Origin of the sequence: Allobosea sp., assembly GCF_030695125.1 — a bacterium.
Lineage (GTDB): Bacteria > Pseudomonadota > Alphaproteobacteria > Rhizobiales > Beijerinckiaceae > Allobosea.
This window is the reverse complement of sequence record NZ_JAUYTP010000045.1, coordinates 126,679-142,345: the sequence shown is the minus strand read 5'-3', so window position 1 is coordinate 142,345 and position 15,667 is coordinate 126,679. Positions and strand designations below refer to the sequence as shown.

Sequence of the window (15,667 nt, the reverse complement as noted above, 5' to 3'; positions counted from 1 at the left end):
CCTCGTCACGTCGGCGTCACCGCAACCGCCTATCGTTCGCATTCCTCCAATGCCAATCTGATCCCTCGCCAGGAATGATCCCATGACCGACGAGACCCCCTACGAATCGACCTTCGGCGCCAGCCTGCTCGAACATGAGGATGCGACGCCGCAGAACCTCAGCGACAATGCGACGATGGGCGAGCTGATCTCGGCCCGGTTCTCCCGCCGCGGGCTGCTGAAGGGGGCGCTGGCGGTGTCCGCGATCTCCGCGACCGTCGGCACGGTGGCGCTGGCGACTGCCGATGCGGCGAGGGCCCAGGCCGGCGGCTCGGCCTTTTCCTTCAAGGAGGTCGAGGCGGGCGTCGATGCCGACCATCACGTCGCCGAGGGCTATGACGCGCAGGTCCTGCTGCGCTGGGGCGACCCGATCACCCCCAGCGCGCCCGCCTTCGACCCGGCGAAACAGACGCCGGAGGCGCAAGGACAGCAGTTCGGCTACAACAACGACTTCGTCGGCTATCTGCCGATGCCGGGCGCGGCCGATCCCTCCGCCCATGGCGTGCTCTTCGTCAATCACGAATACACCAACCCGCATCTGATGTTCCCGGGCGTCGTCGAGATGAAGGACGGCAAGCCGGTCCTGAAGAGCGCGACGCCGGAGCGCTTCAGGATCGAGGCGATGGCGCATGGCGCCACCGTCGCCGAGATCCGCCGCGCCGACGGCAAATGGGCGCTGGTGAAGGACTCGAAGCTCAACCGCCGGATCACGGTCGCCACCGAGATGCAGCTCTCGGGGCCCGTCGCGGGAACGGACCGGGTCAAGACCGGCGTCGATGCCAGCGGCCGCAAGGTTCTCGGCACGCTCAACAACTGCGCCGGCGCGATGACACCCTGGGGCACCTTCGTCTCGGGCGAGGAGAACTTCCACGGCTATTTCTCCGGCAAGCTGCCGGAGGGCCATCGCGAGGAAGTCAACTACAAGCGCCTGGCGATCCCGTCCTCGCCTTACGCCTGGGGCCGCTTCGAGGAGCGCTTCGACCTGGCGAAGGAGCCCAATGAGGCGAACCGCTTCGGCTGGGTGATCGAGGTCGACCCGTTCGATCCGACCTCCGTGCCGAAGAAGCGCACGGCGCTCGGGCGCTTCAAGCATGAGGGCGCGGACATGATCGTGGCGAAGGACGGCCGCGTCGTCGCCTATCTCGGCGACGACGAGCGCTTCGACTACGTCTACAAATTCGTCACGGCGGGCCGCTTCGACGGCGCCAACCGCGCCGCCAACATGGACCTGCTCGACACCGGCACGCTCTATGTCGCGAAATTTGCGGCTGGGGGCACCGTCGAATGGCTGCCGCTCGTGTTCGGGCAGGGCCCGCTCACCGCCGCCAACGGTTTCCAGAGCCAGGCCGACGTGCTGATCGAGGCCCGCCGCGCCGGCGACCTACTCGGCGCGACCAAGATGGACCGACCCGAGGACATCACGCCCAACCCGGTGACGGGCAAGGTCTATGTCATGCTGACCAACAACACGCGCCGCACCGACGCGCAGATCGACGCCGCCAATCCGCGCGCCAAGAACGCCTTCGGGCATATCATCGAGATCATCGAGGAGGGCGGCGACCACACCGCCCCCACTGGCCGCTGGGAAATCCTGCTGAAATGCGGCGACCCGTCCGTGGCCGCGGTCGGAGCGACCTTTTCCACCGACACGACCAAGAGCGGCTGGTTCGGCATGCCCGACAATTCGGTGGTCGATTCCGCCGGGCGCCTCTGGGTCTCGACCGACGGCAACGGCCCCGACGTCACCGGGCGCACCGACGGGCTCTGGGCGGTCGACACGGAGGGCGGCGCGCGCCGGACCTCGAAGCTGTTCTACCGCGTGCCGCATGGCGCCGAGCTCTGCGGCCCCTGCTTTACGCCCGACGACACGACGGCCTTCGTGGCCGTGCAGCACCCCGGCGACGACGGCCCTGATTGGCCGGCCTTCGGCCGCCGCTCCTATTACGAGGATCTCTCGACGCGCTGGCCGGACTTCAAGCCCGACATGCCGGTGCGGCCGTCGGTTGTGGCGATCACCAAGAAGGGCGGCGGCAAGATCGGGGTTTGATGCCTGTCATTCCGGGGGTTCGCGTAGCGAAGAACCCGGAACCCACGACCGGGTCTGCGTGGCCGAAGCGATTGCGACCGGGTTCGCCCGGTCGTGGGTTCCGGGTTCGGCCCTGCGGGCCGCCCCGGAATGACAACGATGGTCTGCGGGGCGTCAAGCGGCCTTGCCGAAGGTGGGATCGAGCTCGCCCTTGGCATAGCGCTTGGCCATTTCGGCGGTGGTCGCGACGCGCTTGATCTTGCTGGCCTGGCCGGCGGTGTTGAACTCCTGCAGGCGCTGCTTGCAGAGCTTGGTCATCGCCTCCATGGCGGGCTTCAGGTATTTGCGCGGGTCGAACTCGCCGGGATGCTCGGAGAGGATCTTCCGGATCTGGCCGGTCATCGCCATGCGGTTGTCGGTGTCGATGTTGATCTTGCGGACGCCGTGCTTGATGCCGCGCTGGATCTCTTCGACCGGCACGCCCCAGGTCTGGGGCATCTTGCCGCCATACTGGTTGATGATGTCCTGGAGATCCTGCGGCACGGAGGACGAGCCGTGCATGACGAGGTGCATGCTCGGCAGCTTCTTGTGGATCTCCTCGATGACGTTCATCGCCAGGATCGCGCCGTCGGGCTTGCGGGTGAATTTGTAGGCGCCGTGCGAGGTGCCCATGGCGATGGCGAGCGCATCGACCTTGGTCTCGGCGACGAACTTCACGGCCTCGTCGGGGTTGGTCAGGAGCTGGTCATGCGAGAGCTTGCCCTCGAAGCCGTGGCCATCCTCCTTCTCGCCCTCGCCGGATTCCAGCGAGCCGAGCACGCCGAGCTCGCCCTCGACGGAGATGCCGCCGAGATGGGCCATCTCGGTGACGGTGCGGGTGACGCCGACATTGTAGTCCCAGTCGCCGGGGGTCTTGCCGTCGGCCTTGAGCGAGCCGTCCATCATCACCGAGGTGAAGCCGGCCTGGATCGCGGTCATGCAGGTCGCCGGCTCGTTGCCGTGGTCGAGATGCACGCAGACGGGGATGTGCGGGTAGATCTCGGTGACCGCGTCCATCATGTGCTTGAGCATGATGTCGTTGGCGTAGCTGCGGGCGCCGCGCGAGGCCTGGATGATGACGGGCGCGTCGGTGGCGTCCGCGGCCGCCATGATCGCCAGCGCCTGCTCCATGTTGTTGATGTTGAAGGCGGGCACGCCGTAGTCGTTCTCGGCGGCATGGTCGAGCAGTTGGCGAAGCGTGATACGGGCCACGTTGGCACTCCCCTTGAGGCAATGGATATGGGGAGCGTTTAAAAGCCAACTGCGACAAAGGTAAAGCGAAAGCGGGAAAAGCCCTTAAAATCAGAGGCCGCGCGCTTCCAGAACGCGTACCCGCTCCTCGACGGCGGCGAGGTCCTCGGCGAACTGTCCGGCGGTCGACTTGGCCATCACCATGAGTCCGGCGGTGTCGCGGCGGTGTTTGCGAATGAGGTCGCCCATTTCGTCGAAGCGCTTCTCGACGGCATCGAAGCGCTGGTCATGCTCGACGAGCTTCGCCTGAATCGACTTCAGGATCTCAAACATCGCTGTCTGGACGTTCTCGCTCATCGCCGCTCTCTCCGAAAAGCGACGAGAACATAGCATAAACAAGCCCTGCTGCAAACGGCAGGGCCGTTCAGCCCTTCCGCAGCGCCTCCACCCCCGGCAGCGGCTTGCCTTCCATCCATTCGAGGAAGGCGCCACCGGCGGTCGAGACGTAGGTCAGGTCGTCTGCCACACCGGCATGGTTCATCGCCGAGACGGTGTCGCCGCCGCCGGCGACCGCGACGAGCTTGCCCGCCTTGACGCGCGCGGCGGCCGCCCTGGCAACAGTGACGGTGGCGGTGTCGAAGGGCGGCAGTTCGAAGGCGCCGAAAGGCCCGTTCCAGACCAGCGTCTTCACATGGTCGAGCTTGAGTACGACCTCGGCGACGCTCATCGGGCCGGCGTCGAGGATCATCTCGTCGGCCGCGACATCGCCGACCGGCACGACGCGATGGCCGGGGTTGGCCTTGAACTCGCGCGCGACCAGCGCATCGACCGGGAGCAGGATCTCGCAGCCGGCAGCTTTCGCCTTGGCCTCGATCTCGCGGGCGGTGGCGACGAGGTCGTGCTCGCAGAGCGACTTGCCGACATCGACGCCGCGCGCGGCGAGGAAGGTGTTGGCCATGCCGCCGCCGATGGCGAGGACGTCGACTTTCCTGACGAGGTTGCCGAGCAGGTCGAGCTTGGTCGAGACCTTGGCGCCGCCGACGATCGCCATGACCGGGCGGGCGGGATTGTCGAGGCCGGCGGAGAGCGCCTCCAGCTCGGCCTGCATGGTGCGGCCGGCAAAGGCCGGCAGGACATGGGCGAGCCCTTCCGTCGAGGCGTGCGCACGGTGGGCGGCCGAGAAGGCGTCGTTGACGAAGAGATCGCCATTGGCGGCCAGCGCCTTGACGAAATCGGGGTCGTTCTTCTCGTCGCCGGCGTGAAAGCGGGTGTTCTCGAGCAGCAGGACATCGCCGTTCTTCGCGGCCGCGGCGGCCTTGGCAACGTCGTCGCCGATGCAGTCGTCCACGAAGGTCACGGGGGACCCGAGCGCATGGGCCAGCGCCGGTACGACCTGCTTCAGGCTGTTCTGGGTGTCGGGGCCCTTGGGGCGGCCGAAATGGGCGAGCAGAATGACCTTGGCGCCCTTCTGCGACATCTCACGGATGGTCGGCAGGATGCGGTCGATGCGGGTGGTGTCGGTGACCTTGCCGTCCTCCATCGGGACGTTGAGATCAACGCGCACCAGCGCGCGCTGGCCGGCGAGGTCGGCGTCGTCGAGGGTCTTGAAGGCGGTCACGGCAACGCTCACGGCAGGAGCCTGGGCATCAGGCCGGGCACGCCGAAGCGCAGCACCAGGATGGTCAGGACGACGGTCAGGACCGCGGTGACGATAGCCGTGGTGAAGAGCGTGGCGGCGCGCGGCGTCGCATCGACACGGTCGCGGAGCGCGGCGATCTCGCCGCGGATGGCGGCGAAATCCATGGTTCCGGCGGCGGCGTCGACCTTCTGGGCGCTGCGCTCCAGCGAGGCCTCGGCGCGGGTCAGCACGGCCTCGTAGCGGGCGAACTTCTCCTCGATGCGGGCCGCCTTCTCCTCGATGCGGGAGAGCTGGTCGAGCTGGCGCGGCTCCGTCATCGGGGCGGCCTCGGTGCCGCCGACGATCGCCGGTGTCCCATAGCCCGCTGCGGCGGTGACGGTCGTCGGCATCGCGGTGTCGGCAGGCGATGCGACGGTCGGCTCGATCTTGGCCATGGTCGTTCCGTTCGATTCGAGACAGGAGCGAGGCCGCGCCGGTGCGGCGCGGCCTCGGAAGGGCGTGCGATCAGAGCAGCTTGCCCATGGCGACGGCGGTGTCGCTCATGCGGTTCGAGAAGCCCCACTCGTTGTCGTACCAGGCGACGATGCTGACGAACTTGTCGTCCATGACCTTGGTCTGGTCGAGCGCGAAGGTCGACGAGGCCGGATCGTGGTTGAAGTCGATCGAGACGTTGGGCTGGTCGGTCACGGCGAGGATGCCCTTGAGCGGGCCGCGCTTGCTCGCCTTGAGGATCGCATCGTTGATCTTCTCGACCGTGGTCTTGCGCTTGGCGATGAACTTGAAGTCCACCATCGAGACGTTGGGGGTCGGCACGCGCACCGAGGAGCCGTCGAGACGCCCCTTCAGCTCGGGGATGACCAGGCCGATCGCCTTGGCGGCGCCGGTCGAGGTCGGGATCATCGAGAGCGCGGCGGCGCGGCCGCGGTAGAGATCCTTGTGCATGGTGTCCAGCGTCGGCTGGTCGCCGGTATAGGCATGGATCGTGGTCATGAAGCCCTTGTCGATGCCGACCGCGTCATGAAGCACGCGCACGACCGGCGCGAGGCAGTTGGTGGTGCAGGACGCGTTCGAGACCACGACATGGTCGCTGGTGAGCTGGCCGTTGTTGACACCGAAGACGACCGTGAGGTCGGCGCCGTCGCAGGGGGCCGAGACCAGAACGCGCTTGGCGCCGGCCGCGAGATGGGCCGAGGCCTTCTCCCTGGTGGTGAAGATGCCGGTGCATTCGAGCGCGATGTCGACGCCGAGCGCCTTGTGCGGCAGATCCTTGGGGTCGCGCACGGCGGTGACCTTGATCGGGCCGCGGCCGACATCGATCGTGTCGCCGGAGACGGTCACCGTGCCGGGGAAGCGGCCATGGACGCTGTCGAAGCGGAAGAGATGGGCGTTGGTCTCGACCGGGCCGAGATCGTTGATCGCGACGACCTCGATGTCCTTGCGCTTCGACTCGATGATCGCGCGCAGAACGTTGCGCCCGATGCGGCCGAAGCCGTTGATCGCCACCTTGACCGTCATCTCAAAGCTCTCCTTCGCCGAAGCCCGGCGTTCGCACGCCATTCACGCGGGCAATTCGGCCAAAGCGTGACCGAACGCAAGTGAAAATCCGTCATTGCAGGCATCAACGATGCAATCCAGGAGCGGTAGGGCGCTACGCCGTCTGGATTGTTTCGCTTCGCTCGCAATGACGACGTGTCAGCCGTTGTGGCGCTTCATCGCGGCGTCGACCACGGCTTCGGCGGTGATGCCGAAATGCTTGTAGACCTCCTTGTAGGGGCCGCTGGCGCCGAAGGAGGACATGCCGACGAAGACGCCGTCATCGCCGATCACCGCATCCCAGCCGAAGCGGACGCCGGCCTCGACTGCGATCTTGATGGGAGCATCGCCGATGATGGCGGCCTGCGAGGCCTCGTCCTGCGCCAGCAGCAGTTCGAGCGAGGGCACGGAGACGACCCGCGCCCGGACGCCCTTTTCGGAGAGCAGCTTGCGGGCGGCGACCGCGAGTTCGACCTCGGAGCCCGAGGCGAAGAGCGAGACCTGGGCCTTGCCGCCCTCGGCCGCCAGAAGCTCGTAGGCGCCCCTGGCCGAACGGTTGGTGGCGGTGGCGTCGGTGCGCAGCTGCGGCAGGTTCTGGCGCGAGAGGGCCAGGACCGTCGGGCCCTTGGTGTTCTCGATCGCGAACTGCCAGGCTTCCGCGGTCTCGATCGCGTCCGCAGGGCGGAAGACATGCATGTTCGGCATGCAGCGCAGCGACGCGATCTGCTCGACCGGCTGGTGCGTCGGCCCGTCCTCGCCCAGCCCGATCGAGTCATGGGTCATGACGTAGACGATCGGCAGCCCCATCAGGGCGGCAAGGCGCATCGAGGGGCGGGCATAGTCGGCGAAGACGAGGAAGGTACCGCCGCCGGTGCGGAAGCCGCCATGCAGGGTGATGCCGTTCATCGCCGCAGCCATGCCGTGCTCGCGGATGCCGTAGCGGACATAGCGGCCCTTCGGCGTCTTGGGCGTGAAGTCCTCGGCGGCCTTGGTGCGGGTGTTGTTGGACGGGGTAAGGTCGGCCGACCCCATGACGAGTTCCGGCATCACCGCGGTGATGGCCTCGAGCGCCAGCTCCGAGGCCTTGCGGGTGGCCACGGCCTGCGGGGCGGCGATCAGGGCCTTCTTGTGGGCGAGGATCGCCTTGTCGAGCTTGGCCGGCACGCCATGGACCTGACGCCGGTCGAACTCGGCGCGCTTACGCTCGGAGAGCAGGCCGAAGCGGCTGCGCCAGCTGGCATGCTCGTTGGCGCCCGCCTTCCCGGCCTCTCGCCAGGCCTTCAGCACGTCGGACGCGATCTCGAAGGCGCCGCCGGTGATGCCGAGCGCCTTCTTGGCGGCGGCGAGTTCCTCGGCACCGAGCGGCTCGCCATGGGCCTTGGAGGTGCCCGCCTTCTTGGGCGCGCCGAAGCCGATCACCGTCTTGCAGGCGATCATGGTCGGCTTGCCGGACTTCTGGGCGCGGCGGATCGCGGCCTCGATCGCGTCGGGGTCATGGCCGTCGACACGCTCTGCGCGCCAGCCGCAGGCCTTGAAGCGGGCGATCTGGTCGACATTGTCGGAGATCGAGAGCGGCCCATCGATCGAGATGCCGTTGTCGTCCCACAGCACGATCAGCTTGTTGAGCTTCTGGTGGCCGGCGAGCGCGATCGCCTCGTGGCTGATGCCTTCCATCAGATCGCCGTCGGAGGCCAGCACATAGGTGTGGTGATCGACGACCTTCCTGCCGAACTCGGCTGCGAGCATGCGCTCCGCCATCGCCATGCCGACGGCGGTGGCGAGGCCCTGGCCGAGCGGGCCGGTCGTCGTCTCGACGCCGAGCGTCATGAAGTTCTCGGGGTGGCCGGGCGTCTTCGACTCCAGCTGCCGGAACTTCTTCAGGTCCGCCAGTTCCATCCCCGGTACGCCGGTCAGATAGAGCAGGGCGTAGAGCAGCATCGAGCCGTGGCCTGCCGAGAGCACGAAGCGGTCGCGGTCGGGCCAGCGCGGATCGGTGGCGTCATACTTCATGACGCGGGTGAACAGCACGGTCGCGACGTCGGCTGCGCCCATCGGCAGGCCGGGATGGCCGGACTTGGCCTGCTCGACGCCGTCCATCGCGAGACCGCGGATGGCGTTGGCGAGCTTGTCGTGCTGGGCACGGTCGGTCGTGGTCATGATGGTCTCAGGCTCCGGCTGGCGGGAGGAGGACGTCGAGGCCAAATCCTGCGCGTGCGGCAGGCCGGCCACGGTCCGATGTTGGATTGCGCTTTATCGCTTCGAATGGTGGCCCGGATTAGGCCGCTGGCTCGGTGCGAGTCAATTCGCCGGGGGCCGGCGCAGGCCCGTTTTCGCTGCGCCGCAATGGGGCCTGCTGCAAGTGCTAACGCAACAGCTTCGCCCAAGTGCCTGTGATCGGCTGGCATCTTTTTGGGCAGGATTCCCGTTTTCGGGCGAGTTGGTCTAGGGTCGCACGAATCGTGTGAGCCGGCTTCGATCTGAAGGAGAGCGACGGTGGCGAGCCTGATGCTGGAGAATGCCCTGGCCCGCCTCGACGGTGCGTTGGGCCAATTGGAGGCCGCGGCGCGGCGGCGTGTCGAGGCCGAGCGGGGCAGGGCCAACCTGGAGACCGAACTGGCGCTGATGCAGGACGACAGGGCGAGGCTGGCGGCCGAACTCGATGGCGCAACGGCGAAGCTCGGCGATGTCGAGACGGCGGCCGCCGATGTCGATCAGCGGCTGGAGCGCGCCATGACCGTCATCGGTGCCGTGATCGCGCGGGCGCAGACCGGCGCAGAGGCCGAGCCGCAGGACGCGGTCGGGGCGGATGGCGACCGCGAACACGCCTATCCGGAGACAGCGCTGGCCGGCTCCGGCAACCGCGAGCACTGAGCGGAGAGCGCCATGCCGCAAGTCAACGTCACCATCGCCGGCAAGGCCTACCGCATGGCGTGCGGGGAGGGCGAGGAGCCGCATCTGGAAGGGCTTGCCCGCGTCTATGACGGCAAGATCCAGGAGATGCGCCAGGCCTTCGGCGAGATCGGCGACATGCGCCTGCATGTCATGGCGGCGCTGATGGTGGCCGACGAGGCCTCCGAACTGCAGCGGCGCGTGGCCCGGCTGGAGGCCGACCTCGCGCTGCTCAAGGGTGACGCCGGCGCGGCCGACCAGCGCCTGGGCGAGATCGAGGAGCGGGCGGCCGAAGCGCTCGTCGGCGCGGCCGAGCGGATCGAGGGGATTGCCAGAAGCCTGCTTCCGGGCGCGGTGGGGTGAAAGCGGCACTGGCGCTTTGCCGGCGCATTCCCTACATTGATCTGGCTGGGCTGCCTGGTGCGTGCGAGAACTGTATTCCCGGGCCCATACGACTCCCTAGGGAGCTGTCCCTGACCGGGTCCCTGGACCCGGACACACGGCGCCCACCTACTTTAGTAGGTGTCCCGGGATCGAAATCTCCACGGCCGAGGTGGCTCAGCACTGTCTTGCGATGACAAAGACGCTTTCTTCCGACGAGACCGCCCTTCGCAAAGCCGCCCTGCGCGAGTCGGCGCTGGCGCAGCGCGACGCGCTCGAAATCGACGACCGGCTGATCTGGGACGAGGCGATCGCCGAACGCGTGCTGGCGCTCAAGGTCTTCGGCGACACTCCCGGTCCGGTTTCCGCCTATTGGCCGATGCGATCGGAAGCCGATCCGCGCCCGATCCTGGAAGTCCTGCACCAACGCGGCCGGCCGCTGTGCCTGCCGGCGATCGTCGCCAGGCGCATGCTGTTTCGGCGCTGGGCGCCCTATGAGCCGATCATGCCCGGCGGCTTCGGAACGCTGGTCCCGGACCCGGCCCAGCCCGAGGTCGTACCTGCCATCCTGATCGTGCCGCTCGCGGCCTTCGACCGGCGCGGCTACCGCATCGGCTATGGCAAGGGCCATTACGACGCCAAGCTCAGCGAGATCGCGCCGGTCATCAGTATCGGCATCGCCTATGCCGCGCAGGAGATCGACGCCGTGCCCGAGGAGCCGCACGACCAGCGGCTGGACTGGATCGTGACCGAGCGCGAGACGATTGCCTGCCGGTGAGTACGTATCCGTTCCTTGGGCACCGAAAAAACAAAACCGTCATCCTGGACAAGCCGCGAAGCGGTGCAGGCCGGGATCCATCAAAGGCCACGGTGCCTGCCCTATGATGGATCCCGGGACGAAGCTGCGCTTCGCCCAGGATGACGGCCCGGGTGCGGGCAAGCGTCGTGCGCGTAACCGCCGGTTGATTCCCGGGCGCATTCGCGCGACGGAGGGGCCCGATCTTGTCCGGACCCTTTCCCATGCGTTTTCTCTTTCTCGGTGACATCGTCGGCCGCCCCGGGCGGATCGCGGTGCAGGAGCGCCTGCCGCGTCTGCGCGACCAGTGGAAGCTCGACTGCGTCGTGATCAACGGCGAGAACGCCGCCGGGGGCTTCGGCATCACCGAGGCGATCTGCGACGAGGTGCTGGCGGCGGGCGCCGATGCGGTGACGCTCGGCAACCATTCCTGGGACCAGCGCGAGGCGCTGGTCTTCATCGAGCGGCAGGACCGGCTGGTGCGGCCGGCGAATTATCCCAAGGGCACGCCCGGGCGCGGCGCGACGATCGTCGAGGCGCGCAACGGCGCCCGCGTGCTCGTGGTCAATGTGATGGGCCGCATCTTCATGGATGCGCTCGACGATCCGTTCGCGGCGATCGAGCGCGAATTGTCGGCCTGCCCACTCGGCGAGGTGGCCGACGCCGTGATCATCGATTTCCACGCCGAGGCGACCAGCGAAAAGCAGGCGGCCGGGCATTTCCTCGACGGCCGCGCCAGCCTCGTCGTCGGCACGCATACGCATGTGCCGACGTCGGACACGCGCATCCTGCCGGGCGGGACGGCCTACCAGTCCGACGCCGGGATGTGCGGCGACTATGATTCCGTGCTGGGCATGCAGAAGGAGGAGCCGATCCGGCGATTCCTGCAGAAGACGCCGGGCGCGCGGCTCGAACCCGCCACCGGCCAGGGCACGCTGTCGGGCGTCGCGGTCGAGATCGACGATTCGACAGGGCTGGCGAAAGCGGTCTGGCCGGTGCGGCTGGGCCCGCATCTGGCGGAGGCCGTGCCGCCCTGGGCGCGAGGCTGAGGCGGCGCGCCCCGGCGGGTTGGCGGGGGCGCCTCAGGCGGCGTTGCTGCGCTGCATCAGGCCTTCGAAGGCGGTCGCCAGCGAGGCGGCTTCGCGCGCCAGGGTGCCGGCGAGGTTGAGCACCTCGCTGACGCTGGTGCCGGCCGTGGCGGCGAGATCGCTGACGCCGCAGACGGTCTGCGCCACCTCCTGCGTGCCCACCGCGGCGAGATCGACGCTGCGGGCGATCTCCTGCGTGGCGCAGCGTTGCTGCTCGAGCGCGCTGGCAACCGTCGCCGTGGTGTTGTGCATCTGGCCGACGAAGGCGACGATGCTCTCGATCGCCTCGACCGCCTCGCGCGTCGCCGACTGCATGGCGGGCACCTGGGCGGCGATCTCGTCGGTCGCCTGGGCGGTGCGGGACGACAATTGCTTGACCTCGGTCGCGACCACCGCGAAGCCGCGGCCGGCCTCCCCGGCGCGCGCGGCCTCGATCGTCGCATTGAGCGCGAGCAGGTTGGTCTGGGCCGCGATGTCGCGGATCATCTCGACGATCGAGCCGATCGTCTGGGCCGAGGTCGCCAGGCTCTTGACGATGACGTCGGTCTTGGTCGCCGCGGCATTGGCGCTGTGGGCCATGCTGGCGGCGCGCGTCACCTCGATGGCGACATGGTCGAGCGAGGACGACAACTGGCCCGCCGCGCTGGCGACGCTCTGGACGTTGACCGAGGCCTCGTCGGAGGCGCGGGCGGCCAGAAGGGCCTGAGCTCCCGTGTCCTGAACGACATTGTTCATGGTCTCGGCCAGCGCCTGCACCAGGCCGGCGCCGGTCTTCACCGCGCCGACGACCTGCCGAACGGTGACCTCGAAGGCGGCGATCTCGGTGCGCGTGTGCTCGCGGCTCTGCTGCTGCACCTGCGCATAGGTTTCCAGCAGCAGTTCGAGATCGAGCGCGGCGCATTTGTTCAGGGCCGAGCGCGCGGCGATACGCCGGTTGCGCTCCTTGCTCTTCCACCAGCCGCCGAGCTTCTGGAGCGTCAGCCGGTCCATCCCGAGCTCGATGCCGATCTGGTTGGTGACCAGAGCGTGGTCGATTGCGATGCCGTAGGCGGGGACGCCGTGGTGATGAAAAGCGGTGGCCAGACGATGCGCCGAATCGAGAAAGCCTTCGCCCAACTCGCCCGCGGCGAGCTTGGCCCAGTGGGCCAGTCGCAGGGCATGGACCTCGGGGATGCGGAAGGCCCGGGCCGTCTCCGGCCAGGGGGCCAGGCTGTCATGCATCTCGCGCAGCAGATCCGGCAGCCGGGTGCGGACAAAATCGGCATGGGGGTGCAGGGCCGAAAGATCGTCCTCACCGATCTGGAACGCACGAAAGCGCAGTTCCTGCCCGGCGATGGGTATGCTGGGGGTCGTGATCATGCAGGTCCGCAGGGTCGGTCGGCGGCTGGGCCGCCGCAGTCGCATCGAGCAGCCTCCTTCATCGCAAAGAAGGGCTTAACGCCGGGTTGCCGCGATGCCCGCGAACCGCGGCTTTCCTCCGCACCGGACCGCACACCCGACCGGCATCGCTTGCATGGCGACGAACGCGCCGCCTATAAGGCGCGTCTGCCCGCCCCGGACGCTCGACGCCCTCCCGGCGGCGCTCAGATTCATGAAGGCAGCAGAGGCTGAGGGTTCCATGGCCGGTCATTCCCAGTTCAAGAACATCATGCACCGCAAGGGCAAGCAGGACGCCGTGCGCGCCAAGCTGTTCTCGAAACTCGGGCGCGAAATCACCGTCGCCGCCAAGATGGGCATGCCCGACCCCGCGATGAATCCGCGCCTGCGCATGGCGGTTCTGGCCGCGCGCGCCGAGAACATGCCCAAGGACAACATCCAGCGCGCCATCAACAAGGCCGCCGGCGGCGAAGGCGACAACTATGACGAGGTTCGCTACGAGGGCTACGGGCCCGGCGGCGCTGCCGTCATCGTCGAGGCGCTGACCGACAACCGCAACCGCACCGCATCGGCCGTGCGCTCCTACTTCACCAAGGCGGGCGGGGCGATGGGCGAGAGCAACTCGGTCTCGTTCATGTTCAACCGCGTCGGCGAGATCGCCTATCCGCTGGAAGCCGGCGATGCCGACAAGCTGATGGAAGCCGCGATCGAGGCCGGGGCCGACGACGTCATTTCCGACGAGAACGGCCACACCATCCTGTGCGCCTTCGATGCGCTGAACGAGGTCTCGAAGGCGCTGGAAACGGCGCTCGGTGCGCCGGCCTCGGCCAAGCCGGTCTGGCGGCCGACGACCTCGGCCCCGCTCGACGAGGAGAAGGCGGCCTCAATGATGCGGCTGATGGAAGCGCTCGACAATGACGACGACGTCCAGAACGTCTTCGCCAATTACGAGATCTCCGACGAGGTGATGGCGAAGCTGGGGTGAGGCGGCGTCATTCTCGGGCGGAGCGAAGCGCAGACCCGAGAATCTCTCGCAGGACGAGGTTCCCAAGCCCTCTCGTCACGAGATGCTCGGGGCAAGCCCGAGCATGACGCGCCCGATCTTTAGCGTCCCACGAACCCATCCCACAGCGGCAGGCTGACCAGCGCGCTCAGGAAGATCATCGCATAGGCGATGCGGCGGAAGGTGGCCTCGTTTGCGAGGCGGAAGCCGTGGGTGCCGGCCCACATGCCGGCGCCATAGGCGGCAAAGAGCGGCAGCGCCATCAGCAGCGCCGACACGGTCAGGATGCCGTTCCACCACAGCACCGTGCCTGAGATCAGGGTCGAGCAGCCGAAGAAGGTCTGCAGATTGGCGCGGGTCTTGTGGCGGTCGTTGCGCTGGGCGCCGAGCCAGAACACGGCGAGCGGCATGCCGCCGATCGAGGCCATGCCGTTGAACAGCCCCGACAGCACGCCGACCCCCAGCGAAAGCGGGATTCCCGGACGGCCGTGATAGCGCCAGCCCGAGGCCATCAGTGCCACGGCCGCGAAGATCAGCCCTGCGAGGATCCAGCGCATCGTCTCGCGGTCGAGCCAGATCAGGAGCCAGATGCCGGCGGGCAGCGCCAGCGTCGCGGTCAGCAGCAGCGGCGCCACCTCGCGCCATTCGGCCTGCCTGGCGTTGCGCAGTGCGATCGGCAGGGCAAAGGGCGCGTCGATGCACCAGATCAGCCCGAGCGCCGCGACCGGGCCGATCACCATCGAGGCCAGCGGCATGAACACCATCGCAAAGCCGAAGCCGGTGAAGCCGCGCACGAGGCCGCCGAGCAGCGTCGCCAGCAGCAGGACGGCAAGCCCGCTCGGTGAGACCGCGGGAAACAGGAAGGCCATCAGTTCGGTCATGCCGTCCGGGAGGGTGAAGCAGGGGGGCTGGGAAGGGGTCGTCCTGCACCAACAGGCAAGCGGGCGCCGGGACAACCCCCGTCGCTGTGATGCGACCGATGCGCGCCGTTCATCGACGTGTGGAGGAGGAAGGAATCCTTAGGACGCCGCATGGAACAAAGCGTGTCCAAGGTTTAGGCTATCAGCGACATGAACCCACCGATTCGCATTCTCGGCATCGACCCCGGCCTCCGCAAGACGGGCTGGGGCGTCATCGTCTCGGAGGGGAGCAAGATCGGCTTCGTCGCCTGCGGCTGCGTCGAGAGCGAGGCCGGGCTGTCGCTGGCGGAGCGGCTGCGCCAGCTCCATGACGGGCTGACGCGGATCGTGTCCTCCCATGCGCCCGACGAGGTCGCGGTCGAGGAGACTTTCGTCAACCGCGACCCGCAATCGGCGCTGAAGCTCGGCCAGGCGCGCGGCGTCGCGCTGGTGGTGCCGGCGCTGGCGGGGCTCGATGTGGCGGAATATGCCGCCAACCTCGTCAAGAAGACGGTGGTCGGCGTCGGCCATGCCGACAAGAAACAGGTCCAGATGATGATCCGCGTGCTCCTGCCCAAGGCGGAGACGCGCTCGACCGATGCGGCGGACGCGCTGGCGGTTGCGATCTGCCACGCCCAGCATCGCGGCATGCGCGCGCTGGTCGCGCAGATGCGGGTGGGGTGAGGGCGTGCTCATGGCGCACTGGCAGATGGCGACACCCTCGGCGTCATCCTGGACAAGCGGCGAAGCCGCGCAGATCCGGGATC

The 15,667-nt window shown here is 68.0% G+C and carries 15 protein-coding genes and 1 other RNA gene; 8 read left to right on the top strand and 8 right to left on the bottom strand.

Annotated elements, in window-relative coordinates; translation table 11 throughout:
* The first annotated feature begins 82 nt into the window (after window positions 1–82).
* Window positions 83–2,086, top strand: a complete 2,004-nt coding sequence (locus tag Q8S38_RS16810; protein ID WP_305681519.1) for a PhoX family protein — start codon at window positions 83–85, stop codon at window positions 2,084–2,086.
* A gap of 153 nt (window positions 2,087–2,239) precedes the next feature.
* On the opposite strand, the gene fba is transcribed toward Q8S38_RS16810, so the two are convergent.
* The 6 genes from fba to tkt all read right to left on the bottom strand — a co-directional run bounded on the left by fba (window position 2,240) and on the right by tkt (window position 8,624).
* The gene (gene fba / locus Q8S38_RS16805; protein WP_305681518.1) at window positions 2,240–3,316 is read right to left on the bottom strand and encodes a class II fructose-bisphosphate aldolase; all 1,077 of its coding nucleotides are present in this window, start codon (window positions 3,314–3,316) and stop codon (window positions 2,240–2,242) included.
* A gap of 90 nt (window positions 3,317–3,406) precedes the next feature.
* A complete protein-coding gene (locus tag Q8S38_RS16800) occupies window positions 3,407–3,652 on the bottom strand; it encodes a hypothetical protein (RefSeq protein WP_291826362.1) in 246 nt (81 codons plus the stop codon).
* 67 nt (window positions 3,653–3,719) lie between these two features.
* Window positions 3,720–4,913 (bottom strand): phosphoglycerate kinase, encoded by a 1,194-nt coding sequence (locus Q8S38_RS16795; protein WP_305681566.1) that lies wholly within the window; start codon window positions 4,911–4,913, stop codon window positions 3,720–3,722.
* 8 nt (window positions 4,914–4,921) lie between these two features.
* Window positions 4,922–5,368, bottom strand: a complete 447-nt coding sequence (locus Q8S38_RS16790; RefSeq protein WP_305681517.1) for a hypothetical protein — start codon at window positions 5,366–5,368, stop codon at window positions 4,922–4,924.
* A gap of 70 nt (window positions 5,369–5,438) precedes the next feature.
* The gene (gap, locus tag Q8S38_RS16785) at window positions 5,439–6,449 is read right to left on the bottom strand and encodes a type I glyceraldehyde-3-phosphate dehydrogenase (protein ID WP_305681516.1); all 1,011 of its coding nucleotides are present in this window, start codon (window positions 6,447–6,449) and stop codon (window positions 5,439–5,441) included.
* Window positions 6,450–6,626: 177 nt separating this feature from the next.
* Window positions 6,627–8,624 (bottom strand): transketolase, encoded by a 1,998-nt coding sequence (gene tkt, locus Q8S38_RS16780; RefSeq protein WP_305681515.1) that lies wholly within the window; start codon window positions 8,622–8,624, stop codon window positions 6,627–6,629.
* Window positions 8,625–8,960: 336 nt separating this feature from the next.
* On the opposite strand from tkt, the gene Q8S38_RS16775 reads away from it, so the two are divergent.
* The 5 genes from Q8S38_RS16775 (at window position 8,961) to Q8S38_RS16755 (ending at window position 11,582) form a co-directional block, all read left to right on the top strand.
* Entirely contained in the window at window positions 8,961–9,338 is a 378-nt protein-coding gene (locus tag Q8S38_RS16775) for a DUF4164 domain-containing protein (protein WP_371125904.1), read from the top strand.
* Between the two features lie 12 nt (window positions 9,339–9,350).
* Window positions 9,351–9,719 carry a cell division protein ZapA gene (locus tag Q8S38_RS16770; protein ID WP_305681514.1) on the top strand — a complete coding sequence of 123 codons (369 nt, stop codon included), beginning with the start codon at window positions 9,351–9,353 and terminating at the stop codon, window positions 9,717–9,719.
* Between the two features lie 44 nt (window positions 9,720–9,763).
* Window positions 9,764–9,920: non-coding RNA, 6S RNA (ssrS, locus tag Q8S38_RS16765), on the top strand.
* A gap of 10 nt (window positions 9,921–9,930) precedes the next feature.
* Window positions 9,931–10,515 carry a 5-formyltetrahydrofolate cyclo-ligase gene (locus tag Q8S38_RS16760; RefSeq protein WP_305681513.1) on the top strand — a complete coding sequence of 195 codons (585 nt, stop codon included), beginning with the start codon at window positions 9,931–9,933 and terminating at the stop codon, window positions 10,513–10,515.
* 242 nt (window positions 10,516–10,757) lie between these two features.
* Window positions 10,758–11,582 (top strand): TIGR00282 family metallophosphoesterase, encoded by an 825-nt coding sequence (locus tag Q8S38_RS16755; protein WP_305681512.1) that lies wholly within the window; start codon window positions 10,758–10,760, stop codon window positions 11,580–11,582.
* Between the two features lie 33 nt (window positions 11,583–11,615).
* Here Q8S38_RS16755 and Q8S38_RS16750 read toward each other — a convergent pair whose 3' ends face one another.
* The gene (locus tag Q8S38_RS16750) at window positions 11,616–12,980 is read right to left on the bottom strand and encodes a globin-coupled sensor protein (protein ID WP_305681511.1); all 1,365 of its coding nucleotides are present in this window, start codon (window positions 12,978–12,980) and stop codon (window positions 11,616–11,618) included.
* Between the two features lie 259 nt (window positions 12,981–13,239).
* On the opposite strand from Q8S38_RS16750, the gene Q8S38_RS16745 reads away from it, so the two are divergent.
* Window positions 13,240–13,983, top strand: coding sequence for a YebC/PmpR family DNA-binding transcriptional regulator (locus Q8S38_RS16745; RefSeq protein ID WP_305681510.1), 744 nt, complete (start codon window positions 13,240–13,242; stop codon window positions 13,981–13,983).
* Between the two features lie 119 nt (window positions 13,984–14,102).
* Here Q8S38_RS16745 and Q8S38_RS16740 read toward each other — a convergent pair whose 3' ends face one another.
* Window positions 14,103–14,882: a sulfite exporter TauE/SafE family protein gene (locus Q8S38_RS16740; RefSeq protein WP_305681509.1), complete on the bottom strand. Its 780-nt coding sequence runs from the start codon at window positions 14,880–14,882 to the stop codon at window positions 14,103–14,105.
* A 189-nt stretch (window positions 14,883–15,071) separates the two neighbouring features.
* On the opposite strand from Q8S38_RS16740, the gene ruvC reads away from it, so the two are divergent.
* Complete coding sequence (gene ruvC / locus Q8S38_RS16735; RefSeq protein ID WP_305681508.1) at window positions 15,072–15,584, top strand: crossover junction endodeoxyribonuclease RuvC; 513 nt, start codon at window positions 15,072–15,074, stop codon at window positions 15,582–15,584.
* Window positions 15,585–15,667 lie beyond the last annotated feature (83 nt).

What these genes read in the sequence shown, in the direction of transcription:
- ruvC (WP_305681508.1), top strand. Translation starts at nt 15,072, where the DNA reads ATGAACCCACCGATTCGCATTCTCGGCATCGACCCCGGCCTCCGCAAG.
- Q8S38_RS16740 (WP_305681509.1), bottom strand. Translation starts at nt 14,882, where the DNA reads ATGACCGAACTGATGGCCTTCCTGTTTCCCGCGGTCTCACCGAGCGGG.
- tkt (WP_305681515.1), bottom strand. Translation starts at nt 8,624, where the DNA reads ATGACCACGACCGACCGTGCCCAGCACGACAAGCTCGCCAACGCCATC.
- Q8S38_RS16800 (WP_291826362.1), bottom strand. Translation starts at nt 3,652, where the DNA reads ATGAGCGAGAACGTCCAGACAGCGATGTTTGAGATCCTGAAGTCGATT.
- Q8S38_RS16745 (WP_305681510.1), top strand. Translation starts at nt 13,240, where the DNA reads ATGGCCGGTCATTCCCAGTTCAAGAACATCATGCACCGCAAGGGCAAG.
- Q8S38_RS16750 (WP_305681511.1), bottom strand. Translation starts at nt 12,980, where the DNA reads ATGATCACGACCCCCAGCATACCCATCGCCGGGCAGGAACTGCGCTTT.
- gap (WP_305681516.1), bottom strand. Translation starts at nt 6,449, where the DNA reads ATGACGGTCAAGGTGGCGATCAACGGCTTCGGCCGCATCGGGCGCAAC.
- Q8S38_RS16755 (WP_305681512.1), top strand. Translation starts at nt 10,758, where the DNA reads ATGCGTTTTCTCTTTCTCGGTGACATCGTCGGCCGCCCCGGGCGGATC.
- Q8S38_RS16770 (WP_305681514.1), top strand. Translation starts at nt 9,351, where the DNA reads ATGCCGCAAGTCAACGTCACCATCGCCGGCAAGGCCTACCGCATGGCG.
- Q8S38_RS16790 (WP_305681517.1), bottom strand. Translation starts at nt 5,368, where the DNA reads ATGGCCAAGATCGAGCCGACCGTCGCATCGCCTGCCGACACCGCGATG.
- Q8S38_RS16810 (WP_305681519.1), top strand. Translation starts at nt 83, where the DNA reads ATGACCGACGAGACCCCCTACGAATCGACCTTCGGCGCCAGCCTGCTC.
- Q8S38_RS16760 (WP_305681513.1), top strand. Translation starts at nt 9,931, where the DNA reads ATGACAAAGACGCTTTCTTCCGACGAGACCGCCCTTCGCAAAGCCGCC.